22 protein-coding genes are annotated in these 26,917 nt (G+C 66.5%); 8 read left to right on the top strand and 14 right to left on the bottom strand.

The genetic code is table 11. The features are described 5' to 3' along the window. Together B5F79_RS11165 and B5F79_RS10165 are read right to left on the bottom strand one after the other, a co-directional pair. Positions 1-277, bottom strand: a 277-nt coding sequence (locus B5F79_RS11165; RefSeq protein ID WP_206391117.1) for a hypothetical protein, incomplete at its 3' end; no start/stop codon positions are given. A gap of 108 nt (positions 278-385) precedes the next feature. Next, positions 386-2,329, bottom strand: coding sequence for a bifunctional metallophosphatase/5'-nucleotidase (locus B5F79_RS10165; protein WP_087221166.1), 1,944 nt, complete (start codon positions 2,327-2,329; stop codon positions 386-388). A gap of 294 nt (positions 2,330-2,623) precedes the next feature. Between B5F79_RS10165 and B5F79_RS10160 the strand changes: the two genes are divergently transcribed. The 3 genes from B5F79_RS10160 (at position 2,624) to B5F79_RS10150 (ending at position 6,021) form a co-directional block, all read left to right on the top strand. Beyond that, positions 2,624-3,457, top strand: a complete 834-nt coding sequence (locus B5F79_RS10160; protein WP_087221162.1) for a LytR/AlgR family response regulator transcription factor — start codon at positions 2,624-2,626, stop codon at positions 3,455-3,457. Positions 3,458-3,832: 375 nt separating this feature from the next. Further along, positions 3,833-4,582 carry a LytTR family DNA-binding domain-containing protein gene (locus B5F79_RS10155; protein ID WP_087221157.1) on the top strand — a complete coding sequence of 250 codons (750 nt, stop codon included), beginning with the start codon at positions 3,833-3,835 and terminating at the stop codon, positions 4,580-4,582. Positions 4,583-4,725: 143 nt separating this feature from the next. Beyond that, positions 4,726-6,021, top strand: coding sequence for an ATP-binding protein (locus tag B5F79_RS10150; protein ID WP_087221154.1), 1,296 nt, complete (start codon positions 4,726-4,728; stop codon positions 6,019-6,021). Positions 6,022-6,031: 10 nt separating this feature from the next. Here B5F79_RS10150 and B5F79_RS10145 read toward each other — a convergent pair whose 3' ends face one another. Continuing rightward, positions 6,032-6,262 carry a PIN domain-containing protein gene (locus B5F79_RS10145; protein ID WP_143786290.1) on the bottom strand — a complete coding sequence of 77 codons (231 nt, stop codon included), beginning with the start codon at positions 6,260-6,262 and terminating at the stop codon, positions 6,032-6,034. On the opposite strand from B5F79_RS10145, the gene B5F79_RS10140 reads away from it, so the two are divergent. Together B5F79_RS10140 and B5F79_RS10135 are read left to right on the top strand one after the other, a co-directional pair. Beyond that, positions 6,261-8,642: a DEAD/DEAH box helicase gene (locus B5F79_RS10140; protein ID WP_087221148.1), complete on the top strand. Its 2,382-nt coding sequence runs from the start codon at positions 6,261-6,263 to the stop codon at positions 8,640-8,642. The two genes, B5F79_RS10145 and B5F79_RS10140, sit on opposite strands and share 2 nt — an antisense overlap. Before the next feature lie 123 nt (positions 8,643-8,765). Continuing rightward, a complete protein-coding gene (locus B5F79_RS10135) occupies positions 8,766-10,076 on the top strand; it encodes a GntP family permease (protein WP_087221145.1) in 1,311 nt (436 codons plus the stop codon). Positions 10,077-10,101: 25 nt separating this feature from the next. Here the strand turns inward: B5F79_RS10135 and B5F79_RS10130 are convergent, their stop codons facing one another. The 5 genes from B5F79_RS10130 to B5F79_RS10110 all read right to left on the bottom strand — a co-directional run bounded on the left by B5F79_RS10130 (position 10,102) and on the right by B5F79_RS10110 (position 15,030). Continuing rightward, entirely contained in the window at positions 10,102-11,328 is a 1,227-nt protein-coding gene (locus B5F79_RS10130; protein ID WP_087221142.1) for an FAD-dependent oxidoreductase, read from the bottom strand. Between the two features lie 156 nt (positions 11,329-11,484). Next, positions 11,485-12,339, bottom strand: a complete 855-nt coding sequence (locus tag B5F79_RS10125; protein ID WP_087221139.1) for an MBL fold metallo-hydrolase — start codon at positions 12,337-12,339, stop codon at positions 11,485-11,487. 396 nt (positions 12,340-12,735) lie between these two features. After that, positions 12,736-13,434 carry an NAD-binding protein gene (locus B5F79_RS10120; protein ID WP_241147316.1) on the bottom strand — a complete coding sequence of 233 codons (699 nt, stop codon included), beginning with the start codon at positions 13,432-13,434 and terminating at the stop codon, positions 12,736-12,738. A 5-nt stretch (positions 13,435-13,439) separates the two neighbouring features. Further along, positions 13,440-14,615 carry a glycerate kinase gene (locus B5F79_RS10115; protein ID WP_241147315.1) on the bottom strand — a complete coding sequence of 392 codons (1,176 nt, stop codon included), beginning with the start codon at positions 14,613-14,615 and terminating at the stop codon, positions 13,440-13,442. A 127-nt stretch (positions 14,616-14,742) separates the two neighbouring features. After that, complete coding sequence (locus B5F79_RS10110) at positions 14,743-15,030, bottom strand: hypothetical protein (protein ID WP_087221130.1); 288 nt, start codon at positions 15,028-15,030, stop codon at positions 14,743-14,745. Positions 15,031-15,276: 246 nt separating this feature from the next. Between B5F79_RS10110 and B5F79_RS10870 the strand changes: the two genes are divergently transcribed. After that, a complete protein-coding gene (locus B5F79_RS10870; protein WP_143786289.1) occupies positions 15,277-15,576 on the top strand; it encodes a hypothetical protein in 300 nt (99 codons plus the stop codon). Positions 15,577-15,855: 279 nt separating this feature from the next. Here the strand turns inward: B5F79_RS10870 and B5F79_RS10100 are convergent, their stop codons facing one another. Further along, a complete protein-coding gene (locus B5F79_RS10100; RefSeq protein WP_087221124.1) occupies positions 15,856-16,629 on the bottom strand; it encodes a hypothetical protein in 774 nt (257 codons plus the stop codon). Positions 16,630-17,282: 653 nt separating this feature from the next. Continuing rightward, positions 17,283-19,970: a cation-translocating P-type ATPase gene (locus tag B5F79_RS10095; RefSeq protein WP_087221121.1), complete on the bottom strand. Its 2,688-nt coding sequence runs from the start codon at positions 19,968-19,970 to the stop codon at positions 17,283-17,285. A gap of 377 nt (positions 19,971-20,347) precedes the next feature. Between B5F79_RS10095 and B5F79_RS10090 the strand changes: the two genes are divergently transcribed. Together B5F79_RS10090 and pyk are read left to right on the top strand one after the other, a co-directional pair. Next, positions 20,348-21,349, top strand: coding sequence for a 2-hydroxyacid dehydrogenase (locus B5F79_RS10090; protein WP_087221118.1), 1,002 nt, complete (start codon positions 20,348-20,350; stop codon positions 21,347-21,349). A 41-nt stretch (positions 21,350-21,390) separates the two neighbouring features. Continuing rightward, positions 21,391-22,839 carry a pyruvate kinase gene (gene pyk, locus B5F79_RS10085; RefSeq protein ID WP_087221115.1) on the top strand — a complete coding sequence of 483 codons (1,449 nt, stop codon included), beginning with the start codon at positions 21,391-21,393 and terminating at the stop codon, positions 22,837-22,839. Between the two features lie 137 nt (positions 22,840-22,976). Here the strand turns inward: pyk and B5F79_RS10080 are convergent, their stop codons facing one another. The 4 genes from B5F79_RS10080 to B5F79_RS10065 form a co-directional block, all read right to left on the bottom strand. Beyond that, the gene (locus B5F79_RS10080) at positions 22,977-24,326 is read right to left on the bottom strand and encodes an alpha-amylase family glycosyl hydrolase (RefSeq protein ID WP_087221113.1); all 1,350 of its coding nucleotides are present in this window, start codon (positions 24,324-24,326) and stop codon (positions 22,977-22,979) included. Positions 24,327-24,470: 144 nt separating this feature from the next. Further along, complete coding sequence (locus tag B5F79_RS10075) at positions 24,471-25,133, bottom strand: hypothetical protein (RefSeq protein WP_087221110.1); 663 nt, start codon at positions 25,131-25,133, stop codon at positions 24,471-24,473. Between the two features lie 18 nt (positions 25,134-25,151). Beyond that, the gene (locus tag B5F79_RS10070; RefSeq protein ID WP_087221107.1) at positions 25,152-26,021 is read right to left on the bottom strand and encodes a YARHG domain-containing protein; all 870 of its coding nucleotides are present in this window, start codon (positions 26,019-26,021) and stop codon (positions 25,152-25,154) included. Positions 26,022-26,029: 8 nt separating this feature from the next. After that, positions 26,030-26,812 carry an N-acetylmuramoyl-L-alanine amidase gene (locus tag B5F79_RS10065; RefSeq protein ID WP_087221104.1) on the bottom strand — a complete coding sequence of 261 codons (783 nt, stop codon included), beginning with the start codon at positions 26,810-26,812 and terminating at the stop codon, positions 26,030-26,032. Between the last annotated feature and the right edge of the window lie 105 nt (positions 26,813-26,917).

Genomic DNA, 26,917 nt, shown 5'->3' with positions numbered 1-26,917 from the left:
TCCAGGCACGCCCCGCGCCCCCTGCGCCCCCAAGGACCGCCGTGCCGGCGGCGTGCCTGGACGCGCGCGACACCGGCTCCAGGTCGCACTCGAGGCGCCCGCGGGGACGGCGCGAACCGACCTGACGGGCCGGGGGCTCCGCGCCCTCCATAAGGGGGGTCGGGTTGTCATCGTCGTAGTGGACGGGACTGGCCTCGAAGCCCTCCAGGGTGCGGCGCGTATGACGAGGCGCACCACCCGTCTTCGCGTGCTTTCCCCAACTGCTCTTCTCTTCCATGGTTCCCCCTTGGCCTCGGCATCACCAGACGTTACCGCCTAATGCCGCAAGGCGCGGGGCCCGGGCCACCCACTCCCCCGGAGGGAGCATTAGTGCGGGGAGCGCAGCCTAGCGCGTCACGCTCCGGGAGCGGTGGCGCAGGCGCATCCCCGCGCCCAGGGACGCCATGCCGGTACCCAGGAGCGCCGCCAGGCCAAGGGCGCTCGTGGGATCGCCGGTGGCGGGGATCTTCTCGGCAGAGCCGGAGGAGGCAGCGCCCGCGGAGGTGCCGGTTGAGGTGCCGGCAGCGGGCCTGTCCTCGGAGCCGGAGGGCGTGGACGGGGCCTCGGGCGTCACGGGCTCGGAGGGGGTCTCGGGAGTGCCGGGCTCGGACGGGTCGTCCGGCGTGCCGGGCTCCTCGGCCTCCACGTAGCTCACGGTGCCGGAGAGCTCGTAGACGCGGCCCTCCCAGCCGTCCTCGCCCACGAAGGAGCGCAGCGCCTGCTCGCAAGTGCCAAACTCCTGGACCGCGGGCAGCGTGGCAAAGAGCGGATACTCGTCGCACCCAGGGAGGTAGCTGTTCATGGCAACGGTGTAGGTGCGCGCAGGGTCAAGGGCCTCGCCGCCCACGGTGATGGAGCAGATGCGCTGACCCTTGGGCTGGGACCAGTCGATCTCCATCGTGGCGCCACCGCACACGAGCACGCTGCCGCTGTTGTCCGGCCAGCTGTACTGCATGGGGTCCTCCCCCGCCTGCAGGGCCTCCATCTGCTGCGCCAGGACGGCGCGGCACTGCGAGGAGATCTCGAGCGAGGTCTCGAGCGCGTCCAGGACCTGCTGGCCCGTCATCTGGTAGGTGGCGAGCGTGTTGCCGTAGGGCGAGATGGAGACGAGGTCGCCCGCGGTCACGGTGCCGGCGGTGATGCCGCCGCGGATGCCGCCCGCGTTCTCAAGCGCGAGATCCGCCCCGGTGGTGGCGAGATAGGACGCCGTGATCAGGTGGCCGATGGCGGTGTCCTCCGTGCGAACCATCTCCCAGCCGCCGGGGGCGGGGAGCTCGTAGTCGGCGTCCGGGAACGGGTAGTCCTGGGAGCTCTCCCCCACGGCCTCGGTCAGGACGCCCTCGTTCTTCTCCATGAGCTGCAGGGTGAGGTCCAGGACAGCCGGGTCCGCCAGGCTCGCCAGGGAGGCGGTCTCGTGCGCAACCTCCTCGTGGCCGCTCACGGAGTAGGTGCCGTCGTCCGCGCGGTCAACGGTGAGCTCGAGCTCGCCCACGTGGCTCACGTGGGAGCCGGCCTCCACCACGGGCACCTGGCGCCCGTCCGCGGAGGTCACCACGTCGTTGATGAGGATGTGCTCGTGGCCAGCGATCACGGCGTCCACGCCCGTGACGCTCGCGGCAAAGCCCTGGGGGTCCTTGTTGTGGGTGATGGCGATCACAAGATCGCAGCCCTGCTCGCGCAGCTCGGCCGCAACGGAACTCGCGGTGGCAACGGGGTCCGCAAAGGTGAGGCCCTCCACGTTGTACGAGGGCGTGGAGGTGTAGAACTCCTCGTCGATGACGCCGAGCACGCCCACCTGGATGACCTCGCCGGACTCCAGGGTCACGTCCTCCACCAGGTGCGGCGTCTGGAAGTAGGCGGACCCGTCCGCGGCGGTGACGTTGGCGGCGAGCACCGTCACCTGCTCGGAGAGCTCGCGCAGGCGAGCCGCGCCGTAGCTCCAGTCGTGGTTGCCGGGCGTGGTGGCGTCGTAGCCGGCCGCGGCCATGAGCTCGGCCACGCTGCCGCCGTTCACGATGGTGGCGAAGGAGTCCCCGTGGAAGGTGTCGCCCGCGTCGAGCACGAGGTCCGCCTCCGCGCTCTGGGCGAGGCCCGCCACAACGGAGTAGTAGGCCACGGGGTTTCCGTTGGCGTCCGTCGTGCCGTAGCCGCCGTGGGAGTCGTTGGTGTGCACGATGGACACGGTGCCCACCTCCTGCGCGAGCGCGGCCACCGGGCAGGAGAGCACCGCCGCGAGCGCGGTCGCGCAGAGCGCCGAGAGGGGCGCGAGTCTTTTCACGTTCCTGGTCATGATGTTCCTTCCGCTTGTTTCCGCCGCCCATCATATTCCGCCGGAGCCTGCGAGCCTCCCCTCATCTGCCCGCCAGCGAGCGAGAGGGCCCTGCCGCAGAACGAAAGGACATCGCGACGGCACGCGATCGCTCCACGGGAACGCGGCTCCGGGGACAGCCGGGGGCCGCTCGCCCTTCCCCGAGCGGCGTCACTCATTCCCGATGACCACGTATTGGTTCGAGCGACGATTTTGGGCGACGTTAAGGAACGAGAATGACCTTCATCCGAACAAGGGGACCGAGAGGAGGAATCTATGGCCACGTCCGTCGCAGCCGTGCAGACAACTCCGGACACGAGCGGGCTTCCCGAGCTCGCAGCCCGTCTCGTCACCTCCTACTACCAAAAGGAGTACGACCCTCTCATCGAGCACCTGACCTCAGACTGCCTCTTCATCGGGGCCGGCTCCGACGTCTCGCACGGGGTGAGGAGCCTCGCGGAGACCATCCTCGCCAACTCCTCCATCCCCACCTACATCATCCGCGACGCCAGCTTCCGCGTCATCCCCACGAGCTCCCCGCTCGAGGCCGTGGTCGTGGGGTTCTACACCATCTACTCGGACGCGGACCACAAGATGCTCTCCTCCGAGAAGCAGCGCCTCACCGTCAACTGCCGCTGGGACGGGAGCACCTGGAGGGCCTATCTCGTCCACACCTCCAACGAGTGGGGGCCGCTCGACGAGGACGTGGCCTTCCCCGCCAAGGCAAGCAGGCAGACGTACCGCTACGTCCAGGACATCCTGAGGGCGAGCAAGATCCGCGACGAGCAGTCCGGCGAGAGCGTGGCGCTGCCCGTCGAGGAGGGGACGGCCTTCGTGAGCCCCGCGCAGATCGTCTATGCCGAGGCAAACGCCAAAAAGACGGTCGTCCACCTTGTGAACCGCACGCTCACCGCAAAGCTTCTGCTGGCCAACGTCTACGAGCTGCTTCCCTCCCAGTTCTCCCGCATCCACCGAAGCTACGTCGTCAACAGGAACCACATCACCGCACTCTCCGGCGGGGAGGCCGTCATGACCAACGGCGACCGCATCCCCATTCCCAAGCGCAGGCACCGGGAGGTAGAGCGGGAGCTGTCGAGAAGAACGGCGTAGCGGAGAGGGGGCAGAAGGTGTCCCCTCCCTTTTCTTGTGAGGGGGGAGCAAGTTGGTGTGACTCGTGCGCTCGCCCATGTAGGAGGCTCGATTAACTTACATTCTTATATATCAGATTATCAAGAATATACCCCCTCCCCTCTTGAATTGACTTATCTGACGCCTTTGGCAATCATGTCTCTGAGCAGCTATTTTATGGCCCTGTCCTCGATTGCTTGAGAGGCCCATCCCTACGAGCGGGCACCCTCCGGGTGGGTATAATGTGTGCTAATCTGCACATGCTGGAATCAATGCTCCAACATTCAGAACCAGTGTGCCCAAAGCGGGAGTAAAAGGTCGCGACAGCGTCACCATGGGAGCAGAAAGGAGGAGGCCATGGGTTCGGACGAAGAGAGAACACAGCTTGCCAGGCGCGTCGAGAAGGGCGTTCTCGGAGTGTTCGCGAACGAGCGCGCCACCTTCCTGGACCTCATGGACGAGCAGAGCGTGCTCATCTCCGCCGGGTCGAAGGTCTTCCATGGCCGGGAGTCATACGAGGTGTGGCCGCTCAACCCTCCCGGGGTCGCGGCGAGCAACGTGGTCTTTAGCTCCCCCTACACCGCGCAGCCGGACGAGGCCATAGTCATCGGGACCTACCTTCTGAGGGGGCCGTGCATACAGGGGGTCGTCAACCAGCGCGTCACGGTCAACCTGCGGCGCATGGACGGCAACTGGAAGATCACGCTCGCCCACTTCTCAAACGAGTGGCCCCAGTACATGCCCGCTGGCGCGGCAGATGCGACGGAGCCCGGCGCGGCCCGGCGCCTCCAGCTGCGCTCCGAGGGAGGGCTCGTCTTCGTCGACCCAGAGGAGATCGTCTACGCCGAGTCCGCCGGAAAGCGCAGCGTGGTGCACCTCACGGACCGCACCGTGACCGTGGGAACGCTCCTGGGAGAGCTCTTCGAGGCGCTGCCGGACCAGTTCGTGCGGGTGGGGCGCTTCTACGTGGTCAACGTCAGGTTCGTCCAGGGCGTGGGCCGGGACGGCATTGTCTTCTCCGGCGGGGACACGATCCCCGTTCCCGAGCGCCGCATCAAGGAGATACAGCTGGAGATAGCGAGCGCGGTCACGCGCAACTTTGGCTAGCGGACGTTCTTCTCGGCACTGCGACTGTCGGCCCGACGTTCTTCTCGCGTTCTTCTCGCCCCTCTGTTCTTCTCGCCCCTCTGTTCACAAAACCGAACACATGTGCTAGAATAGCCTCCCTGCAACCGTGGAGAGGAGCGAGGATGAGCGACGCACCGAGGGTCCCCAAGCGCATAGCGGCGGTCATCATCAACTCGCTCAAGGGCGGCGTCGTCCCGCGCATAGGCCTCCCCTACGTCACCGTTGGTCGCGAGCGCGAGATCCAGGCGCTCCTGCACGACCTCGAGCTCGTGGCGGACGGCGGGGCGAGCTTCCGCTTTCTTGTGGGGCGCTACGGAGCGGGCAAGAGCTTCCTCCTGCAGACCATCCGCACGCACGCCATGGGCAAGGGCTTCGTGGTGGCAGACGCGGACCTCTCCCCCGAGAGGCGCCTCCAGGGCGGCCAGGGGCAGGGCCTTGCCACGTACCGCGAGCTCGTTCGCAACCTCTCCACCAAGACGCGGCCCGAGGGAGGGGCGCTCCAGCTTGTCCTGGACCGCTGGGTCGCCGCGCTGCGGGAGTCCGCGGACCCGGAGGCCGCGCTCTCCGCGCAGCTCGCCCCCATCCGCGAGCTCGTCTGCGGCTTCGACTTCACGCAGGTGCTCAGGCTCTACTACCGGGCGAGCCTCGAGGGCAGCGAGGAGCTCCAGGCGGGCGTGGTCAAGTGGCTTCGCGGCGAGTTTCGCACCAAGACCGAGGCCCGCGGCGAGCTGGGCGTCAACGCCTGCATCACGGACGATACCTGGTACGAGTACCTCAAGCTCTTTGCGCAGTTCCTCGTGGGCGCCGGCTACCAGGGCCTCGTTGTGCTCATAGACGAGCTCGTGAACCTCTACAAGATCCCCAACGCCACGTCGCGCCAGTACAACTACGAGAAGATCCTCACCATGTACAACGACACCCTCCAGGGCAAGGCGCGCCACCTTGGCATCATCATGGGCGGCACGCCGCAGTCCATCGAGGACCGCCGGCGCGGCGTCTTCTCCTACGAGGCCCTGCGCAGTCGCCTCACGCAGGGGCGCTTTGCGAGCGCGGGCCTCTCGGACATGCTGGCGCCCGTCATCCACCTGGAGCCCCTCACGTACGAGGAGCTGCTCGTCCTCATAGAGAAGCTCGCGGACATCCACGCCGGATACTTTGGCTACGAGCGCACGCTCACGGAGGCCCAGCTCGTGAGCTTCCTTCAGGTGGAGTTCGGCCGCGTGGGGGCAGACACCCACCTCACCCCGCGCGAGGTCATCCGCGACTTCATAGAGCTCCTGGACATCGTGTGCCAGAACCCGGGGACGGACGTCGACGCGCTGCTGCGCTCGGACGCGTTTGCCGGGGCCGTGGCGGCACCTGCCGTTGCCGCTGGCGAGAAGGACGTGGACGCCGCGTTTGCCGAGTTCACGATCTAGGGGCTGCGGTCTAGGGGCGCGCAGCCTCCCCCGGGCTCGCGACGTCCTTGGTCTCGAGCAGGGCAACCATGTCCCTCGCGTCCAGCGCGGCAACCGGGCAGTGTCGCAGCAGGCCCTCGTTGTTGGTGACCAGATAGTCCGCCTTAGCCCTGAGCGCCGCCGCGATGATGAGGTCGTCCTCGAAGTCCGCGTGCAGCACGCGCTGCTTTCTATACTGTGACGAGGGGAAAGGAGCGAGCATGAGCGTCTTCGACAGATACGCGCCGTTCGTGCAGGACTTCATCTACTCGCACGAGTGGGAGAGCCTTCGCGGCATCCAGGTGGCCGCGGGCGAGGCCATCTTTGACACGGACGACCACGTGCTCCTGTGCGCCTCCACCGCCTCGGGAAAGACCGAGGCCGCCTTCTTCCCCATCCTCACCGAGTTCTGGGAGCGCCCGCCGGCATCCGTCGGCGCCCTCTACATAGGACCCACCAAGGCCCTCATCAACGACCAGTTCTATCGCCTCACGGACCTCTGCGAGGAGGCGGGCATCAGCGTCTGGCACTGGCACGGGGACGTCTCCGCCTCGCACAAGGCCAGGCTCATGCGGCGGCCCTCCGGCATCCTCCAGATCACGCCGGAGTCGCTCGAGGCCCTGCTCATGCGCCGCCACGCCGCCATCTCCAAGCTCTTCTGCGACCTGCGCTACGTGGTCATAGACGAGGTCCACGCGCTCCTGCGCCAGGACCGCGGCGGGCAGTGCCTCTGCCTCATCGAGCGCCTGGCGAGAATCGCGGGCGTGCAGCCGAGGCGCATCGGCCTCTCGGCTACCATTGGGGACCCGGAGGCGGTCGGCGCCTTCCTGGCAGCAGGCACCGGGCGCGGCACGGTCATCCCCCGCGTGGAGGAGCCGCCCCGCACCTGGCGCATCTCTATGGAGCACTTCTACAACACCGATCCCCAGGCAGACGAAGGCCAGATCCAAACGAGCGGCAATAGCCTTGATGCCGACGTCGTCGCGGTGGAGACGATTTCCAACCCTCGTCAGGGGCGGGGGCAACCTCCGCGCGCAGTTCTGCAGCCCGCAGGGCGAAGCTGTTTGAGCACGGAGGTTGCCCCCGCCCCTGACGAGGGTCCCACGGACACCGCCCCCGCCAACGCCGACCCGGGCATCGGCTACATCTTCGAGCACACGCGGGGTCACAAGTGCCTGATCTTCTCCAACTCCAGGGAGGAGGCGGAGGAGGTCTGCACCACGCTCAGGGCGTACTGCGAGTTCAACGGCGAGCCCGACCGCTTCCTCATCCATCACGGCAACCTCTCCGCCGCCATACGCGAGAGTGCCGAGGAGCGGATGCGCGACGACGCATCGGATCTCTCCATCGTGGCCACGGCAACGCTCGAGCTGGGCATAGACGTCGGGCGCCTGGAGCGCGCGTTCCAGATAGACGCGCCGTTCACCGTGTCCGGATTCCTCCAGCGCATGGGCCGCACGGGCCGGCGCGAGCGCCCGCCCGAGATGTGGTTCGTCATGCGGGAGGACCAGCCGGAGGCCCGCACCCTCCTGCCCGAGACCATTCCCTGGAAGCTCCTGCAGGGCATCGCGCTCGTCCAGCTGTACCGAGAGGAGCGCTGGGTGGAGCCGCCCAACCTCGACCGCCTCCCCTACAGCCTGCTCTGCCACCAGACGCTGGCCACGCTCGCCTCGGAGGGGGAGCTCTCCCCCGCCCAGCTGGCGAGCCGCGTCCTCACGCTCACCTACTTCCACCGCGTGACCGCGGACGACTTCCGCGAGCTCCTGCGCCACCTCCTGCGCCTGGACTTCATCGAGCAGACGGAGTCGGGCGGCCTCATCGTGGGGCTCGCGGGCGAGCGCGTCACGAGCTCCTACAAGTTCTTCGCCGTCTTCCAGGAGAACGTGGAGTACACCGTGCGCTGCGACTCCACGGAGATCGGCACGCTCTGCGCCCCGCCCCCGCCTGGCGAGAAGGTGGCCATCGCCGGCCACGTGTGGATCGTCGACGAGGTGGACCACGAGCGGCACCTCCTCTACGTCACGCAGGTCAAGGGCAAGGTGCCGGCGTACTTCGGGGACGTGGCGGGAGACATCAACACGCACATCCTCGAGCGCATGCGCCGCGTGCTAGAGGAGCACGAGGCCTACCCCTACCTCATGGGCCACGCCCGCGCCCGCCTGCGCCAGGCGCGCCACGTGGCAGGAAGCTCGCACCTCACCGAGGGGCCCCTCGTCTGCCTTGGGGAGAACGACAAGGAGCAGACCATGTGGTGCCTGCTGCCCTGGCTGGGAACGTACGCGTTTCTCGCCCTCGAGCGCCTCGTCAAGATCAAGTGCGCGGCGGAGCTGGGCATCAAGGGCGTCAACTCGTCGCGCCCGTACTTCATGACCTTCGTCATGAAGGAGAACGAGCAGGCGTTCTTCTCGGTCGTGTGCGACGCGGCGGAGCGGCTGGAGGACCCGATGGAGCTCCTCTACCCCGCCGAGGTCCCCTACTTCGAGAAGTACGACGAGCTGGTGCCGGAGTCCCTCATCCGCAAGGGCTTTGCCGAGGGAGTGCTGGACGTGGCGGGCATGAAGGCGCGCGTGGCGGAGTGGGGCCGCCGCCTGCTGGAGGCCTAGGGCTCGCTCGGGCGTTATGTTGCCAGTGCGCAACCACCTTCCCGGATGGCGACGGCTCCCCTCATACTCTGACTCGTTGAGACTCGGCCTCAGCCGCAAGGCCCAGAGCGACAGGAGCAGCCCATGGTCGGAGCATTCGGACTCGTCCTTGCCGTCATAGCCATCGTCTTTCTGGTCTGGCGCGGCTGGCACATGGCCATCGTCTCCGTGGTGGCCTCGCTCGTGGTGATCATCGCCAACGGCATGGACCCCCTGGAGAGCATCAACGTCAGCTACATGGGGGACATGTCCGCCTTCGTGGGCAGCTGGTTTCTGCTCTTTGCGCTGGGCTCCGTCTTTGGGCGCGTGATGGGCGACTCCGGGGCCTCCGCCGGCATCGCGGGCAGCATGCTGCGCCTCGTGGGGGAGCGGCACGCGCTCCTGGTGATCATGGTCACCGGGCTCGTGCTCTCCTACGGCGGCATCAGCGCGTTCATCATCGCCTTCTCGGTCTACCCCATCGCCGCCGAGCTCTTCGAACGGGCGGACATCCCCAAGAAGCTCATCGTGGCCGCCATCATGGCATGCCCCGCCACCCTGGGCATGGTCATGATGCCGGGCATCCCCTCCACGCAGAACCTCATCCCCGCGTCCTTCCTCGGGACGGACGCCTACGCCGGGGCGCTCCTGGGCGTCGTCTGCTCCGCCGTGATGTTCGCGGCGTCCTACGCCTACCTCCAGTGGGAGATCGGCCGCTGCCGCCGACGCGGCGAGCACTTTGCCCCCAGCCCCGGGGAGATGCTGTCGTCACCGGAGGACACGGACACGCCGCCCGTCTGGGCGTGCTTCGCGCCGATCGTTCTTCTCGTCATCCTGGTCTTTGTGCTGCAGCGGGCCGCGGGCCTTGCCGCCACGGACGCGGTGGTGGTCTCCATGACGGCCTCCGTCCTTGCCGGGTGCGCCCTCTATCGCGGGAGGGTCCCCAACCTGAAGCGCGCGGTGTGCGAGGCGTGCGCGAGTGGCCTTGGCTCCCTCGTCTCCGTTGCTGCCATCATGGGATTTGGCGGCGTGGTGGTTGCCTCCCCCGCCTACCAGGGCATCGTTGCCGCCCTCATGGACACGAGCCTGAGCCCGCTCTGGCAGGGCTACGTCACGATCTTTGCCATCGCGGGCATCACGGGGTCGGCCATCGGCGCGCTCAACATCTACCTGGGCAGCGCCGCGCAGACGCTGCTGGCAACGGGGCTCGACCCGGCGATGATGCACCGCGTGCTCTGCATGGCATCGGTTGGACCGGCCACGCTGCTGCCCCACACCTCCGCGATGGTCGCCGCCAACCAGGCGGCCCGCACCGAGGTAAGGGACACGTACCGCTACGTCCTCGTCTCCTGTGCGCTGCTGCCGATCGCGGTGTCCCTGCTGGGCATGGCGCTCGGCGCGGCGGGCGTGGTCTAGCCGCGGGCACGTCCCGGACGCCGGGCTAGCGCTCCTCCTTGCCCTCCATGTAGCGCATCATGGCCTCGGCCACGGCCTTGGACGCCGCCACCGCGCTCACCACGTTCTTGGAGCCCGTCACCACGTCGCCGGCGGAGAAGACGCCGTCCACCGTGGTCATGCCGTTCTCGTCCGTGGTGAGGAGGCCGGTCTCGGTGCACTCCAGGCCGGGGGTGGTGAGCAGGAGCTTGTTCTTGGGGCCCTGGCTGATGGCGATGATGGTGGAGTCCGCGTGCACCTGGTCGAGCTCCTCCTCGCAGCCAACGATGTTGCCCTCCTCGTCCAGGATGTTGGTGCGGAAGAGCGGGCCCTCCTCGGTGATCTTGACCACGTCCTTGCAGTAGACGATCTCCGCGCCCTCGAGCTGCGCGAAGGCCAGCTCGTCGGAGCTCGCGGTGATGTGGCGCGCCCGGGCGTACATGCGCACCGTGCGCGCGCCGTGGCGCAGCGCCGTGCGGGCCACGTCCATGCCCGAGTTGCCCACGCCGATGATGGCAACGTTCTCGCCCAGGTCAAAGGCGGAGGGGTCGCTCAGGTAGTCGACCGAGAAGTGCACGTTGGCAAGAGACTCCCCCTGGAGCCCCAGCGTGCGCGGGCGCCACACGCCGGTGCCGATGAACACGGTCTCGTAGCCGTCGCGGAAGAGGTCGTGGATCTCGAGCGCGCCGCCGATGGTGGTGCAGGCGCGGAACTTCACGCCCATCTTCTCGATCTGCCGGCCGTAGCGGTCCAGGATGGTGCGCGGGAGGCGGAACTCGGGGATGCCGTAGCGCATGACGCCGCCGATGCGGTCCTTGGCGTCGAAGACGGTGACCGAGCACCCCTCGCACGCGAGCTTGATGGCAACCGTGAGGCCGGCGGGACCGGCGCCGATGACGGCCACGCGGTGCCCGTTGTCGGGCTCGCGCTCGATGGCCATGCGGTCGAGGTAGAGGTCGGAGATGAAGGTCTCGATGGCACTGAAGTGCACCGGGGTGTCCTTGCGGCCGCGGATGCAGTGGCCCTCGCACTGGCCCTCGTGGTTGCACACCATCGAGCACACGAGCGAGAACGGGTTGTTCTCGAAGAGCATCTCCCCCGCCTCGGTCATCTTGTTCTCCTTGAAGAGGCGGATGACCTCGGGGATGTTGGTGGAGATGGGGCAGCCCTTCTGGCACATGGGCTTCTTGCACTGCAGGCAGCGGTTTGCCTCCTCGACGATACGCACGGCCATGATTGTCCCCTTCCGTCCGCATTGATATCAATTATTGATTTGGTTTCAAGAGAGCGACTTTCTGATGATGCAAACTATATGCTGTTAGAAAGCCACGTGACATGTTCTTTGAACCAGTTTGCGAACGTTTGGAGAAAATAATATGTGGCGCTTGCGCTACCGCCGGGAGACCTGCGAGCCCATTGCCTCGCGCACCTGGCGCACGCGCTCGGCGAGGAACTCCGCCCACACGCCGGCGTCAAGGTAGGGCTGCGCCTCGTCTGTGTAGCTCCCCGCGCGGTCCATGATCTCTATCTGGTTGGGGTGGCTGGGGAGCGCTATGTCCACGTGCATCCGTGCCAGCCGCCCCGCGTCCTCCACGAACCTCTCGCGCAGCGCCGGCGTGAGGTACGCGCTGCTTGCGTAGTACTCGTCGTTCATCGTGTTGACGCCGACCCCGCCGTGCATGCCCACCGTGTAGCGCTCCCCGCTCGCGGGGTTCTCCACGTCCCAGAAGAACGAGGTGCAGCCGCAGGTGTGACCGGGGGTGAGGAGCGTCCGCACGGAAACCTCCCCCAGCGTCACGGGCTCGTCGTCCGAGAAGTGCCCGCTCACCTCGAACGGCTGGGCCCTGAGGCGCGGGTCTATGGCCAGGGTCTCCTCCGGGCACGCACGCATGAACTCCTCGTCCTCGCCGCTCATGAGGACGTCCGCCCCCGAAAGGTGCGCGAGCATCCCGGCCGCGCCGCAGTGGTCAACGTGTGCGTGGGAGACGAGGATGATCCGGATGTCGCGCAGCGAGTAGCCCAGCTCGTGCACGGACTCCACGAGCAGCGGGCAGGACTCGAGCACCCCCGTGTCCACGAGGATGCAGCCGTCGCCGGTGTCTATGAGGTAGCTGCCCGCCCAGCGCTGCCCGGAGACGTAGTACGTCCGCGGGGCCACCTGGAACGGCGGCACCGCAATCTCCCAGGGCCTCTCCGAGATGACGTCGAACACGTTGGGGATGGACGGAGAGCAGCAAAACGGCATGGGAGCCCCTTTCTGAGGGATGTGGCCGATCGTCCGGCAGACGGCGCTGACGGGCGTTGCGCTTTTGGGGACCAGGGCACGCCCGAGGGCCCGGGGCGTCGCGGAAAACGGGGCTGGGGCACGGACGTGGGAGCACATCCGCCCGTTCTTCTCGCCCCGTCCTTTGAGGGGATATCTCTTACGTTAACTACACGTTGCTGCGGGTTATCGACTGGCGAGAAGGACGTCCGCTCGGCACCGGTGGCGTGCCCCAGCCCAAGTTCTCGCAACGCGCAGGCGAAATCCCGTGCCCCAGCCCCGATTTACGCGACACGCGCGCGACGCGCGCATCGAGAAGGGCGGGCGGCACGAACCCTCCGTGCCGCCCGCCCGTGGCGATGCTCTATGAGATGGACACTAGCCCTGGAGCTTCATGTCGTTGACCATCTCGTACCACTCGGCGATGCCGGAGTGGTCGTCCTTCTCGTGGCCGTGGGCCTTGAGGGACTGCATGATCTCCATGGCAAGAGAGGGGAACGGGGCGGACACGTTGATCTGGTGAGAGGTGTCCATGACGTTCTGGAGGTCCTTGATGTGGAGCTCGATGCGGAAGCCGGGGGTGAAGTCGCCGTCGAAGATCTTCTGGGACTTCTGGTCCATGACCGTGGAGCCGGCGAGGCCGGAGCGGATGGCCTGGTAGACGCGAGCCGGGTCAACGCCAGCCTTCTTGGCGAGGGAGTAGGCCTCGGCAACGCCGGCGATGTTGATGGCGACGATCATCTGGTTGGCGAGCTTGGTGATGTTGCCGGCGCCGACCTCGCCCACGAGGGCAACCGTGGAGGCCATGGTCTTGAGCAGGTCCTCGTACTTGGCGAAGACGTCCTCCTTGCCGCCCACCATGACGGCGATGGTGCCGTCGATGGCCTTGGGCTCGCCGCCGGAGACGGGGGCGTCCAGGAAGTCGACGCCGATCTCCTCGAGGCGCTTGGCAAAGTCACGGGAGGCGAGCGGGGCGATGGAGCTCATGTCGATGACGCACTTGCCGGCGGTGAGGCCCTCGGCGATGCCGTTCTCGCCAAAGAGCGCGGATTCCACGTGCGGGGAGTTGGGCAGCATGGTGATCACGACATCTGACTTCTCGGCGACCTCCTTGCCGCAGCCTCGCCCAGAAGAAAAGCGCGAACGCAGTTCTCCCCCGCAATGGGGAGAAGGACGTCGGCGCGCTCCATGCACTCCTGGAGGGTGATGGGACCCGTGGCGATGGAGAGAACGAGGTCGATACCCTCGTCGTAGACGCTGCCCAGGTCCTCGGCGCGCCCGCCCACCACGGCGACGACGGGGATGCCGTGCTTCTTGGCGCGCCTGGCCACGCCGACGGGAGCCTTGCCAAAGGCGGACTGCTCGTCCATGCGGCCCTCGCCGGTGATGACGAGGTCCACGCCCTCCATGGCGCCCTCGAGGTCGATGATGTCGAGCACCGCCTCGATGCCGCGCTCGATGCGCGCATCGCAGAACGCCACGAGGCCCGCCCCCAGCCCGCCGGCGGCACCGGCCCCGGGCACGGAGGCGACCTCGCGGCCCACGGTGGCCTCGAGGATGGCGGCGTAGCGCCGCATCCAGCCGTCGAGCGTCTCGATGTCCTCGACGGCGATCCCCTTCTGTGGTCCGTAGACGGCGACGGCGCCGGTGGGCCCCGTGAGCGGGTTGGTCACGTCGGTCAGGGCGACGATCTCGACGGAGGCCAGGCGCTCGCTCAGAAGCGAGCAGTCGATGGTCGCGAGCGTCTCCATGCCGGCGAGGCCGCAGGGGACGTCCTCCCCCGCCGCGTCGAGGAAGCGGACACCGAGCGCCTTGGCCATGCCCATGCCGCCGTCGCTCGTGGCGGACCCGCCGAGCCCGATGTAGATCTTGCGGGCCCCCTGGTCGATGGCGTCGAGAATCATCTGGCCGAGCCCGAGCGAGGAGGCGTTGCGCGCGTTGCCGCTCGTCTGCTCGATGAGGGTGATGCCGCTGGACTCCGCCACCTCGATGACGGCGAGGTCGCGTCCGACGAGTCCGTAGTGCGCGCGTACGGGGTCTCCCAGCGGACCGCTCACCTCGATCCCTCGCAGCGTTCCACCAAGCGCGCTCACCACGGCCTCGACCGTTCCCTCGCCTCCGTCTGCGATGGCGAACTTCCTGACCGAGCTGTCGGAGCACACGCGAAGGACGCCCCGCTCGATGAGGTCCGCGACCTCACTGCTGGAGACAGACCCCTTGAAGGAATCCGAGGCGATGAGTACCGATGGCTGCTTCACGGGAACCTCTTCTCTGACGTCAAATGGCTTCTGGGTCATGGGCGGGACGCATCCCGCCCAGGGAAATCTCGAGAGGCCGGCCGCCGCATGGCAGGGTGCGGCCGGCCCGTTGGAAAGGAGGAAACGCCTAGGACAGGTAGCCACCCTCGCGCATGGCCGCCCTCATGCCCTCAGGGACGGCGCCGGAGGCGGGCTCGGGGTACTTGTTGGAGGTGGAGCAGACCGCGCCCGCCTCGCCGCAGCAGCGGGCCGGGAACACCACGGTGTCCTTGCCGGCGACGCCGCGCTCGATGACGTAGTCGGCCTGCTCGCGGTGGCGCGCATCGTCGATGGCGCCGTCGCGGGCGTTGGCGACCGGAGCAATGACGGGAACGACGATTCCCTTGAGCCTCTCGGCCTCAAACTTGCTCGCCATTGCTCTCCTCCTTCTGTGGTCGAGCGGACTTCACGCTGTCTTTCGTACTGTTATATCCCTCCGGCGGACTCGTGGGGCATGGTCCGCGCAACGAGTAACGTTGGCGCGCGTCGCAGGGGCGCTTGCCGTCGCACTTCCGGCCCGGGATGAGGTGCCACATGGCGGCGGCGTCGCAGCGCACGGCCGACGTGGTCAACGGGTCCATACCGGGGCCGTCAAGCCCGTACCGGGGCCGTCAAGCGCATCATGCACCGCTTCATCTGCTTTGGCGTCGGCATGCCCGCCGAGTCCTGCTTCATGTACTGGCGCCGCCGCGCCGAGGCCTGCCGCGCCCTCAACTGGCTGGAGTTCTCCGGCGGGGACTTCACCTGTCGGTACGACGGTGTGGACCTCGTCCTCACCACCTCGGGTCATGCTTGGAGCCGCATGTTCTTCTCGTCGTTCTTCTCGTCGTTCTTCTCGTCGTTCTTCTCGTCGTTCTTCTCGCCTGCCTGGCGGCCGATCGGCTGCACTTCTCGGCCGCACTTGAGTTGCACGAGGCTCTGATCTGCGGGTTTTCCGAGCCGGTCAACAAGTGCGGCCATCAAGTGCGGCCTGAATAGCAAACCCCATCCCCAATCGTAGGTGTGACCTGACAGTGCCCGGCAGACGGCATTCTTACGGTCTTGAGGCGGGGAGAACAGTGGAGAAACCCTCCCATCCCCCACCCTGACCCCTGTCCTCACGGTCGTCAGATCGGAAGAACGGCCCCTGGGGTCTTCGAACCGGTCTCTACGGTCACGCGACCGGAAGGGCTTGGAGCCGAGAGGGACGCGGCGTCGCACCTCAGCCCCTTACGTGAAGCTTCACCGCGCCGTGCGCCACCGGCACGCCAAAGAGGGCCCGCTCAAGCCCTACCCCGCAGCGCGTTGCCTTGAGAATCCGCTGGTGCAGCCCTGCGACACGATCCGTCGGCGCGGGGCCGCCCCTCTGACGCGGGACCCCGTCCTCAAAGAGCGCGACCACCTTCATGAGCTCCGCATGGTCGACCATCTGGTCGAGCTTGATGGAGTTTATCGTCCAGCCCATGTGCTCGAGAGCCTCCTTGCGGCGCAGGTCCTTCTCTGGGTCGAGATGGAACTCGAGACTGTCGTACTCCGCCCCGCGACGGGCGCCCGGCCAGGCAATGTCTATCGAGCAGGACCTTGTGCCGGCAATCGCGGAAGCGGCTTCGTCGAGCGGGACCTCGTAGTTGAGCACGGGCTCCGCAAAGGCGAGGCCATCCAGGCGCCCGGGCATGAACAGCTCGGACGAGAGGACGGTCTCCATCGGCGAGCGAGCCCCGTCCAGCACCCACCTGACGGCCTCCCGAGCATGGCGCAGTCCATAGAGGCCTTCAAGCGCCTCCACCGCCTCCGCTATGCGTCCTGCCGAGGTGAGCGGGGCTCGCTCGTAGTAGCCGGACACCATCTCGGCAAACTGGGAGTAGCCCCCGCACAGCTCGTCTCCCAGCACGACGGCACCGACCGTGGACGCCGAGCGCGCCATCTGGACGAAGCAGAGCTCCGGCCCTGAAACATAGACGTCGGGCGCAAGCTCCAGCAGCAGCCCTCCCGGCATGACCGGCAGACCAAACCAGTGCGTTCTGACGCCGACGGCCTCGATCTCCCGCGCCCCCTTGGCTTTGTCTCCCGGGGCCGTCGACAATTGGAACTATAGCAAAAAAGATTGGTTTGTTGTTCGTATTTTTAAAGTTTTCTAATATTTCTTTTGGATGTTTCTGATAGTTTGGTGACAGCTTGGCCTCAGCTCGAGTAACGGAGCGGCAACAGGCACCGCGGTCGGGCCCAGCCCTCGAGAGAGCTGGGCCCTACGGTCCCGCGACCGTTGGAACAGAGACCGAGAAGGACCCCTTGAGGGTTTCGAATCTGTTCCTACGGTCAGGAGGCCGGGATAACAAGACCAGGACACCCAGCCTGGGGACTTGAGACCAGTTCTTACGGTTGGAGGACCGGGATGACTGAATCGAAGTTGAGTATCCACGAGCCTTGAGATCGGTGATTACGGTCACCGGACCGGGATAACAAGGTAGAGGGAGCCCGTTTTGGGGACTTGGGGTCAGTTCTTGCGGGCGCCGGACCGGGATAACGGGCTCCAGCCAGCCGACGGGCTCCGTCACCGGACGACCCGCGGTCCGCGCACAGGAGAGGGGGACGGGAGCCCGTAGGCCCCCGCCCCCCGCAGGACGAACATATGTCGAGAAGGACTCGGTGCTAGTCCTTGTTCTTCTCCACGCTCCTCATGACGGCCTTGTAGACCTCCATGATCGGGATGATCAGGAACGCAAGACCAAGGGCCGCGGCAAGAGCCTCCATCGGGAGCTCCATGAAGCCGAACATGTCGGCCAGGAACGGAACCTCGACCACGATGACGGTGAGGATGAAGGCGAGGATGGCGGCACCCCAGAGCCACTTGTTCTGCTTCTTCATGGAGAACAGCGACGCGCGGCGGCTGCGCATGTTGAAGCAGTGGAAGATCTCGACCATGGAGAGGGTGATGAACGCCATGGTGACGCCCTCCTCATCGGCGGTGCCGGCGATCATGTCGGCGATGTCGATGTAGCCCATGTCGAAGTAGACACCCACGAAGAACGAGGCGAGAACCAGGATGGTGATGACAACGCCCTGGAAGACGATGTCGACGCCCATGCCGCCCGCAAAGACGCCGTCGGACGCCTTGCGCGGCTTGCGCTTCATGATGTCACCCTCGGCCTCCTCCAGGCCAAGAGCGAGCGCGGGGAAGCAGTCGGTGATGAGGTTGATCCAGAGCAGCTGCACCGGCTGGAAGATCGTGAAGCCAACGAGCGTGGCCACGAAGACCGAAAGAACCTCGGCGATGTTGGCGGAGAGCAGGAACTGGATGACCTTGCGGATGTTGTCGTAGATGCGACGACCCTCTTCGCACGCGTTGATGATGGTGGCGAAGTTGTCGTCCGCGAGGACCATGTCGGCAACGTTCTTGGTGACGTCGGTGCCGGTGATGCCCATGCCAACGCCGATGTCGGCGCGCTTGATGGACGGGGCGTCGTTAACGCCGTCGCCGGTCATGGCGACGATCATGCCACGGCCCTTCCAGGCGTCGACGATGCGGGCCTTGTGCTCGGGCTGGACGCGAGCGTAGACGTTGTACTGGGTGACCTTCTCCTTGAACTCCTCGTCGGAGATCTTGTCGAGCTGGGCACCGGTGATGGCGCTGCTGGCGTCCTTGCAGATGCCAAGGTTCTTGGCGATGGCCACGGCGGTGTCGATGTGGTCGCCCGTGATCATGACCGGGCGGATGCCGGCCTCCTTGGCCTCGGCGATGGCGGCGGCCACCTCCGGGCGCTCGGGGTCGATCATGCCGGAGAGGCCCACGAAGGTGAGATCGTGCTCGAGGCCCTCGGGGCTGCAGTCATCGGGAAGCGCCTTGTGCATGCGAACGGCGCTGGCCAGCACGCGCAGGGCCTCGTCGGCCATGCCCTTGTTGGCGGCCATGATCTTCTCGCGACGGGCCTCGGTCATGGGCTCGACGGTGCCGTCGGCGTTCATGATCTGGGTGCAGCGGGAGAGAACCACGTCGGGGCCGCCCTTGGTGTACTGCTCGAAGGTGCCCTCGGGGGTCTTGACGACCACGGACATCATCTTGCGGCCGGAGTCAAACGGAGCCTCGCCCACGCGCTCGTAGCGCTCGGCGTTGCCGTTCTCGTAGAAGCCGGCCTTGGCGGCGTCGTTCACGAGGGCACACTCGGTGGGCTCGCCCACGGACTCGCCCTTCTCGGGATCCCACTGGGCGTCGGAGCAGAGCGCCATGGCGCGGACGTGCAGCTCCTCGGGGCCGGCGCACTCGTGCTTGACGACGGTCATCTTGTTCTGGGTGAGGGTGCCCGTCTTGTCCGAGCAGATGATCTGGGTGCAGCCGAGGGTCTCGACGGCGGTCATCTTGCGGATGATGGCCTGACGCTTGGACATCTTGGTGACGCCCATGGAGAGCACGATCGTGACCACGGCCACGAGGCCCTCGGGGATGGCGGCGACGGCCAGGGACACGGCCACCATGAAGGTGTCGAGGATCATCTCGGGGTTGGAGCCGAGCTCGCTGCCGTGGCGGATGAGGTCGACGGCAAAGATGACCACGCAGATCGCGAGCACCAGCTTGGTGAGGATGCCGGAGAGCTCGTTGAGCTTGATCTGGAGCGGGGTGAGCTCCTTCTTGGCGGTGGTGAGGGCGTCGGCGATCTTGCCCATCTCGGTCTTCATGCCGGTGGCGGCAACGACGGCCTTGCCGCGGCCGTAGACCACGGTGGAGCCCATGTAGCACATGTTCTTGCGGTCGCCCAGGGGCACGTCGTCGGTGTCGGCGGCGAGGGTGATGGCGTCCGTGTGCTTCTCGACGGGCACGGACTCGCCGGTGAGGGCGGCCTCCTCGATCTTCATCGAGGCGCTCTCGAGAATGCGGCAGTCTGCGGGCACGGAGTCGCCGGCCTCGAGAAGGACAACGTCGCCGGGGACGAGCTCGGCGGAGGGCAGGTGCTCCAGCTTGCCGCCGCGGATGACCTTGGACTGGGCGGCGCTCATCTGCTGCAGGGCCTCGAGCGCCTGCTCGGACTTGGCCTCCTGGACCACGCCGAGCACGGAGTTGATGATGACGACCGCCATGATGATGATGACGTCCGCCCACTCGGACTCGCCCTGGATGGTGCCGGTGATGGCGGAGATGGCAGCGGCGACGATGAGCATGATGACCATCGGGTCGGCCATCTGCTCGAAAAAGCGCTTCCAGAGCGGGGTCTTCTCCTCCTTCTCCAGCTCGTTGGGCCCGTACTGGGCCAGGCGAGACGATGCCTCGCCCGAGGTGATGCCGCTCTCCTCGTTGGAGGACAGCTCCTTCAGCACCTCGTCCTTGGACTCTAGGTACTCCTTCATGCATTCCCTCCTGGGAAGTCGGCGCCCGGCAGATTGATGCCCGATCATAATTCCCCAGGAGAGGGGCAAGGGCCCATCAAGGCTGCCATGCCGGACGCATGGACAAATACACGGCGATTATTCTACCCGACAGCGGCGCCGCATTTCGTTGTTCCTTTTACCAGTTAACTGAGCATGTCTTGTGTTGTCGGGGTTACGCGGACCATCTCTTGGGAACAAGAGCGAAGACAGGACGCTCGCATGACATGAGAACGGTCCCATAAACAAGGGTTTTTCGGTGGGCGCACTTCTTACAGACCGCTTGCCTGCGCTAAACTTGCTACGGGTAGTTTTTCAGTCGTGCGTGCGCCATACACGTACACAGAGAGGAACTCTTCGTGAACATTCTCTTCTACGGAGCCGCAAGCTACGACAGGGACTCCTTCACCAAGGAGCTCTCGGACTACCCCGAGATCAAGATCGACTTCATCGAGACCAACCTCACGCCCATGACCGCCGGCCTCGCGCGCGGCTACGACGCCGTCTGCGCCTTCGTCAACGCGGACTGCGGCGCCATGACGCTCGAGATCCTCGCCGGCTTTGACGTGAAGCTCCTCCTCATGCGCTGCGCCGGGTTCGACGCCGTGAACGTGGACGTCGCCCGCGACCTTGGCATGAGGGTCACCCGCGTTCCCGCCTACTCCCCCGAGGCAATTGCCGAGCACGCCATGGGCCTCGCGCTCGCGGCAAACCGCCGCATCTGCAAGGGCTACATCCGCGTGCGCGAGAACAACTTCTCGCTCGACGGCCTCGTGGGCAACACGCTCCACGGCAAGACCGCCGGCATCGTGGGGACGGGCCGCATAGGCGCGGCGCTCTGCCGCATCTGCAAGGGCTTTGGCATGCACGTGCTGGGGGCGGACCTCTACCCCAACCAGGCGCTCGTGGAGGAGGGCGTCGTCGACGAGTACGTGGACTACGACGAGCTCTACCGCCGCTCGGACCTCATCTCCCTCCACGCCTTCCTCAACGAGGAGAGCCGCCACATGATCAACGACGACACCATCGCCAAGATGAAGGACGGCGTGATCTTCGTGAACACCGGGCGCGGCGGCCTCGTTGACACCCAGGCGCTCATCCGCGGCATCCTCTCCGGCAAGATCGGCGCCGCGGGCCTGGACGTCTACGACGAGGAGGGCCCCAACGTCTACCAGAACCGCGGTGGCCAGGTCATCGACTCCATCACCGCGCGCCTCTGCTCGTTCCCCAACGTGGTCATGACGAGCCACCAGGCCTTCTTCACGCACGAGGCCCTCGGTGAGATCGCCCGCGTGACCCTCGACAACGCCAAGGCATTCGCCGACGGCACCGACTTTGTTGACCGCAGCGTCGTCTGCTAGGCGGCGCTGAAAGCAAACAGCCACTCGAAGAAAGGGCTCAGATGGCATTCAACAAGAAGAAGACCAAGATCGTCTGCACGATGGGACCCGCCGTCGAGGACGAGGAGGTGCTGCGTCAGCTCATCCTGCACGGCATGAACGTCGCGCGCTTCAACTTCTCCCACGGCAGCCACGAGTACCACCGCAAGAACATCGAGCGCGTGCGTGCCCTCTCCCGCGAGCTTGCCATCCCCGTTGCCATCATGCTCGACACCAAGGGCCCCGAGGTCCGCACCGGGCTTCTCGAGGACGGCAAGAAGGTCACGCTGGTCACCGGCGAGACCTGCGTCATCACCACGGACGACAACGTGGTGGGCACCGCCGAGCGCTTCTCGCTCGACTACAAGAACCTCCCCAACGAGGTCGAGGTGGGCACCGTCATCCTCATCGACGATGGCCTCATCGGCCTCGAGGTGGAGAGCGTCGACGGCACCGACATCACCTGCCGCATCACCAACGGCGGCGAGCTCGGCGAGCGCAAGGGCGTGAACTTCCCCAACCTCAACATCAACCTCCCGTCCGTCACCGCCCAGGACCGCGCGGACATCATGTTTGGCTGCGAGCTGGGCATCGACGCCATCGCCGCCTCCTTCATCCGCGACGGCGAGGCCGTGCAGGAGATCCGCAAGATCTGCATCGAGATGGGCACCCCCAACGTCCTCATCTTCCCCAAGATCGAGAGCGCCCTGGGCGTCAAGAACTTCGACGAGATCCTCCACGCTGCAGACGGCTGCATGGTCGCCCGCGGCGACCTGGGCGTCGAGGTTCCCGCGGCGCAGGTCCCGCACATCCAGAAGACCATCATCAAGAAGTGCAACCAGCACTACAAGCCGGTCATAACCGCCACGCAGATGCTCGACTCCATGCAGCGCAACCCGCGCCCCACGCGCGCCGAGATCACCGACGTCGCCAACGCCATCTACGACGGCACCGACTGCGTCATGCTCTCCGGCGAGACCGCTGCCGGCAAGTACCCGATCGAGGCCGTCAAGACCATGTCGGACATCTGCAAGGAGACCGAGAAGTACCTGCCCGAGCGCAAGGAGTACCACGAGCGCGGCGGCATGCGCAACGTGAGCGGCGCCACCGGCTTCGCCGCCCTGGAGATGGCCGACCGCGTGGGCGCCAAGTGCATCCTCGCCCCCACCAACTCCGGCCGCTCCGCGCGCCTCATCTCCACCTTCCGCCCGAAGGTGCCCCTGTTCGCCACCTCCCCCAACGAGCAGACCATCCGTCGCACCTGCTTCTACTGGGGCGTCTACGCGTACCGCACCACCGAGCAGGGCTCGCTCTCGAGCACGCTCTACAACGCGCTGACCACCGCCAAGCTCAACAACCTCGTTGACACCGGCGACATCGTGGTCATCACCGCCGGCGACCCGCAGACCTCGCCGCGCATGGGCGACTACACCACCTCCACCAACATGGCGATGGTGGCCCAGGTCCAGTAGACGGGACCTCTCTCCCGCAAGGGTTGAGGCCCGCCGGCCTTCCTGCGAGAAGTGCACTTCGTGGAACTTCTCTCCGGAAGGCCGGCGGGCCTCTTGCTGTCGAGAGGGCCCTTACCGCGAGGAGGGGGATTGCTCCTCTAGCGCTCGCAGCGCCAGTAGTAGGCCGAATACGGCTTGAGCTCGGAGCCGCCGCCGAAGTCGTGCTCCTCACCGGTGATGAGGTCCACCGCGCGCCCGCACTGGGCGTCAAAGTGCACCGTCGCGGGCTCGCCGCTCGCGTTGATGGCAACGATCACGCGCTCATAGGTCCCGTGCTCGCCGCCGCCGTACGTACGCTGGAAGACCAGCTGCTGGGGCTGGCACTGGAGCTGCGTGTAGTCGCCCCAGACAAGCGCCGTCGAGTCCTCGCGGGCGCGCGCGATCGCGGCGATCCAGTCCGTGAGCGCGCCCCACTCGGGAGCGTCCAGCGCCGGGCGCAGCTCGTGGTCGCCGGGGAGCTGCTCGCCCTCGATGCCCCACTCGGAGCCGTAGTAGACCGCGGGCACGCCGGACATGGCAAAGAGCAGGCCGTAGAGCGGTACCAGCTGGTTCTTGTTCTCCAGCTTGGTGGCGATGCGCGGGACGTCGTGGTTGTCGACGAAGTCCAGCATGTGGCGGCCGGTGTAGAGGTCCCACGGGTGGCTGCCGCTCTGGCGCTCCAGCGCATAGGCGATCTCGTGCATGTTGGCGGAGTTCATGGACGACCACAGGCCCTTGTAGGCCTCGTAGTTGGTGACCGAGTCGCAGAGGTCATCGCCCATCCACTGGTTGTAGTCGCCGAACATGGTCTCCCCCACCAGCGGGAACTTCTCGCCGCGCTCCTGGCCGATCTGGTTGGCAAGGTTGCGCAGGAAGCGAAGGAACCCCTGGTCCAGGCAGTAGGCGACGTCCAGGCGCAGGCCGTCGATGTCAAACTCGCGCACCCAGCCGCGGATGACGTCCGCCAGGTAGTCGTTGAGCTCGTTGTTCCAGTGGTTGAGCTTCACGAGGTTCTGGGCGCCCTCCCAGCAGCTGTAGGAGAGGCCGTCGTTGAAGCAGTTGTTGCCGTTCCAGTCGATCTCGAACCAGCCGGCGTACGGACTCTCGCCGCGGCGGGCCAGAACGTCCTGGAACGCCCAGAAGCCACGCCCCACGTGGTTGAACACGCCGTCAAGGAGCACCTTGATGCCCGCCTCGTGACAGGCGTCCACCACGCGGCGCAGGTCCTCGTTGGTGCCCAGGCGGCAGTCGACCTTGGTGTAGTCGCGCGTGTCGTAGCCGTGCGCGTCCGACTCGAAGACGGGGTTGAGCAGCAGGCACGTGACACCGAGCCTGGCCATGTGGTCGATCCAGCCGTTGTCAACGAGCTGCAGGATGCGATGCTCGAGAACGCCGTCGTTCTCGTACGGGGCGCCGGTGAGGCCCAGCGGATACACCTGATAGACAAAGGACGGCTCGTACCAGCTCATGCGGGAGCTCCTCTCACTGCGACGCGGTGGCGTCGGAGTCTGCAGACCTCCATCATTCTAGCCGCGCGCCGCTCGCCTATTTTTCTGCTGGGTTAGCGGTCGGGCGCAACACAGCCGAGAAGAACGCGGGGCCGGCGGCTCGCCCTAGAGCGTGGCGGCGTATGCCCTGAGGCCGGCGACGACGATCTCGTGGGCCTCCTGACGCGCTGCCTCGAAGAAGTCCGCCGTGAGGAGCTGGTAGTCGGGCTCGCCCGTCACGTGCTCCTCGCGGTTCTTCTCCACGATTCGCTCGGCAACGTCAACCGCCGCGCGCGCGTCGCGCTCGAGGATGCGGTAGGGGCCAAACTCGGCGCACTGCTCCAGAAGGGCGTCGTCCACGTGCGGCACGAGGGAGATGTCGAGCGTGCGCCCAAAGAGCGCGAAGTCGCCCTGCTTGCCCACGCGCGCCTTCTCGCCCGGCTTCACGCCAACGCGCGCCAGGTAGGTGCGGGTATGGGCGTTGTAGACGTGGTCGCAGGCCATGTGCGCCCAGGCGCCCAGGGTGAGGTCGCTCACGTGGTCCTGGCGCGCCACGTAGAAGTCCCAGAAGTCATCATGGCGCGGCAGGGGTATGTGCTCGCGCTGGGCCAGGTGCGTGAGCTTGTAGTCTATGCGATACGTGGTGCTCGGCACCATGTAGCCCACGTAGATGTCAGGGGCGAAGTTACCCAGAAGAAAGGCGTTGACGTCACGGATGCCCAGCGCCTCGGCACCCTCCTCGCGAAGGAGCCGCTCGACGTGGGCGGTGTGGATGTTCCAGCTTGGCATGGCGTGCTTGCGTGCCTCCTAGACGTACGCGGATCCGCGCGACTGCTCGATGGAGAGAATCGTCGCGGCGTTCTTCTGCTCGACGCTGCTGAGGATGGAGCCGCTGCGCGCGTCGAAGTCCTCGGGCGAGTATACCGGCGTGTACCAGGACTGCCCGTTGAAGTAGCGCTGCAGGTCGTCGTTGTGGAACTCACGGCCGTGGCGGGCGTAGATCTCGTTTCTTGCGAGGTAGAGCTCCCAGTCCGTGAGGTGGGAGAGCTCGCCTGCGGAGTAGGTGTGGGACGAGCTGTTGGGCAGCACGTAGCCGTCGGGGGACTCGTGGACCACGATGGTGTCGCCGCCCGAGGGCTCGTCCTTCCCGTCGTCTCCCACCACAACCACCACGTTGTTGTCGCCGCCGCGAGAGGAGTCATCGGAAGACTCTTCCTCGTCGGAGGCGTCATCCGCCGTCGACTCGTCCTCGGTCGAGGCATCGTCGTCGGCCGCATCGTCCTTCGGCTCCTCCTCCGCGACGACCTGCTGCTGGGGAGCGGGGTCGCTCCCTCCCATGTGGAAGGGGTCGGCAACCACCACGACGAGCGCGATCACGGCCACGGCGGCGATGAGCGCCATGACGATGGTGACCGGGCTGGTGCCGCCGGACCTCTGGGGTGCCGATGAGGCATACGAGGGAGCCGCGGGCTCCGGCGCCACGGCGGGCTCGTCTATGGAAATGGGAACGTACTCGCGCGCGGGACCGGATCCTGTGGAGGGCGAGGGCATCGCTACCGTCTCGTCTGCAGCGGCCTGGTCGCCAGCGCCCTGCGCAGGAGATTCAACAGGCAGGCCGCAGTTGGTGCAGAACTTGGTCCCCTCGGGCAGCCTGGTGCCGCAGTTGCTGCAGAACATGAGTCCCCCTAGTCGTGAGTGCGATGGTCCTGGTAGTTGGCGAGGTGCTCGGCAAACTCCGCGGACGTGTCCGAGTTGCCGGAGCGCCACGCCTTGTGGTCTATTATCTGACAATCCGAGCCAAAATACGCGTCAATGTAGGCAATGAGCCCGTCGAGCGCCTCGAGCTGCTCCTCCGGATAGGGCCCGGAGCCTCCCACGTGCACGATCTCTATGCCCACGGACCACGCGTTCATCCCGTAGTCCGCGAAGCTCGAGCCAATGGGAACGGTGCCGAGCATGTCGTCCCGGCCGTCCTCCTCTATGCCGTAGAGCTTGTTGTGGCCGGTGTCGCCGTAGCCCGCGTGATGCGCGATGCGGTCGAGCGGTACGCACTGGACGATGTGCCCGTCCTTCCCCACCACGAAGTGCGCCGCCACGAGGTTGCCGTTCCCCGCCCACCAGGCGACGGTGTCCTCGGGGCCGGACTCCCCCTCCGTGTCGTGCAGCACGATGTAGCGCTGGTGCTCGGCCGTCTTGGGCCCATGGTCGAACTCCGGACGGATGTCCTGGACGATGTCGAGCGCGGCGTAGAGCTCCTCGGGGGTGGGCTTGGCGGGCTCCGAATCCTCGGCGGGTTTCTCGTCGGGTGCAGGCCACTCGGCGGGCTCGGGCTCCTCCGCGGGAGCGTCCGTCACGACGACCTCCTCCACGGGCTGCGCGCCCTCCTCGGCGGATTCGGACACAGCGGGCGTGCAGCCACCCAGAAGCAGCGCGACGGCGAGAAGAGCAACGGCCCTGACCCTCAACATGACCTCCCCCAGACGAAGACCGGCCTCATCCGATTATGACAAAGGCGCCGAGGTTGCTGACGGCGATGCACAGTTTGCCCGCTCGTGCGATGCGCAGGAGGCCCC

The organism is Olsenella sp. An285 (genome assembly GCF_002159625.1).
In the GTDB taxonomy this organism is placed as follows: domain Bacteria; phylum Actinomycetota; class Coriobacteriia; order Coriobacteriales; family Atopobiaceae; genus Thermophilibacter; species Thermophilibacter avicola.
This window is presented reverse-complemented; position numbering and strand designations above follow the sequence as displayed.